The sequence below is a fragment of the Paenibacillus hemerocallicola genome (assembly GCF_006265175.1).
Taxonomy (GTDB): Bacteria; Bacillota; Bacilli; order Paenibacillales; family NBRC-103111; genus Paenibacillus_AB; species Paenibacillus_AB hemerocallicola.
Genome location: NZ_VDCQ01000151.1, coordinates 1 through 1,277, shown reverse-complemented (window position 1 = coordinate 1,277; position 1,277 = coordinate 1). Strand labels below are relative to the sequence as shown.

The window sequence follows — 1,277 nt, the reverse complement described above, 5'->3', positions numbered from 1 at the left end:
TTGCCCCTGTCAAGTAGACATTGAAGAAGAACCGTCATGAGGCAACCTTAGTCCGAAATTCAACTGGACTAAGGTTGTTTAGTTTCTTCTGAAAACGTTCATTGTTATAGAAATGTATATATTGTTCTATGACTTGAATAAGTTGTTCCTCAGACTCAAAGGTGTGGAGGTGGAAGCACTCCGATTTGAGATGACCAAAGAAGCTTTCTATGCATGCGTTATCCCAACAATTGCCTTTACGAGACATGCTCACGACCATTTTCTTCAGTTTTAGAGTGCGATTGTAAGTCTTGTGCGTGTACTGAAATCCTTGATCGCTATGGAGTAGGGTTTTCTTTACTTTACGTTTGTAGGTGGCCTGCTGCACGGTCTCCAGTACAAGATTAAGATCATTACGTTTACCGATACGATAGGCAATAATTTCATTGTTATAGATATCAAGGACAGCGGATAAATAAAGGTTCTTTTGATTATAGGGCAGAAAGGTAATATCCGTAACCCACTTTTGATTCGGACTGGAAGCACGAAACTCACGGTTTAATACATTATCCGACTTCACCATAGCTTCTTTGGAACCGAAATACGGTTTCTTACGCCTAATGGTTGAGCGGATCCCCAGCGCCTTCATCAAGCGATAAACCCGCTTGTGATTTACGGTTAGACCGTAGATTCTTTGCAACCATACACGAACTCGTAAATAGCCGTAGATGCCCTTCAATCGTCTATGGCACTCCATGATCTTCTCCTTTATTGCCTCATCCTCTAGCTTCTTAGGAGAAGGGTTCTGCTTGCTCCTGAGCCATTTGTAATAGCTGCTCCGACATACATTTGCAAGGGCACACAACATGGAAACAGAATACTTGTCAGCTAATCGCTCGATCGTTATATATTTGTATTCTACTTTTGGCTCTTCCCCCTTTGCAGTCCCCATAACTTTTTTAAGTATTCGTTCTCCGCACGTAGTCTGACTAACTCTTCTTCCAAACTAAGCGAGTCCTTTCGTTTGCGTCCTTTATGTAGTCCCCTAGCCTTTCCTCTCTTCTCCTCAAGCCCTTCTAGGCCCTCTCGTTCATATAGATTTACCCAGTGTCTTATGTTCGTTCGAGGTATATGAAGTTCCCGTGCTATTTCACTAAAGGGCAATCCCTCTCTGTTATATAGCTCTACGGCAGTTCGCTTTTCGTCCAACGTATATGTTTTCTTAATTTCAGCCATGAAAAAAATCCCCCCTAAGTAAACTTTAGTGTCGATTCTTAACACTGTCTACTTAAAGGGGA

General features: G+C 42.1%; 2 protein-coding genes. Both read right to left on the bottom strand.

Features of this window, described 5'->3' with window-relative positions; all coding sequences use genetic code 11:
• Positions 1 to 34 precede the first annotated feature (34 nt).
• The gene (locus FE784_RS40510; protein ID WP_139607976.1) at positions 35 to 931 is read right to left on the bottom strand and encodes an IS3 family transposase; all 897 of its coding nucleotides are present in this window, start codon (positions 929 to 931) and stop codon (positions 35 to 37) included.
• Complete coding sequence (locus FE784_RS40505) at positions 898 to 1,215, bottom strand: helix-turn-helix domain-containing protein (protein ID WP_139607975.1); 318 nt, start codon at positions 1,213 to 1,215, stop codon at positions 898 to 900. The genes FE784_RS40510 and FE784_RS40505 overlap by 34 nt, the downstream gene beginning before the upstream one ends.
• Positions 1,216 to 1,277: the final 62 nt, after the last annotated feature.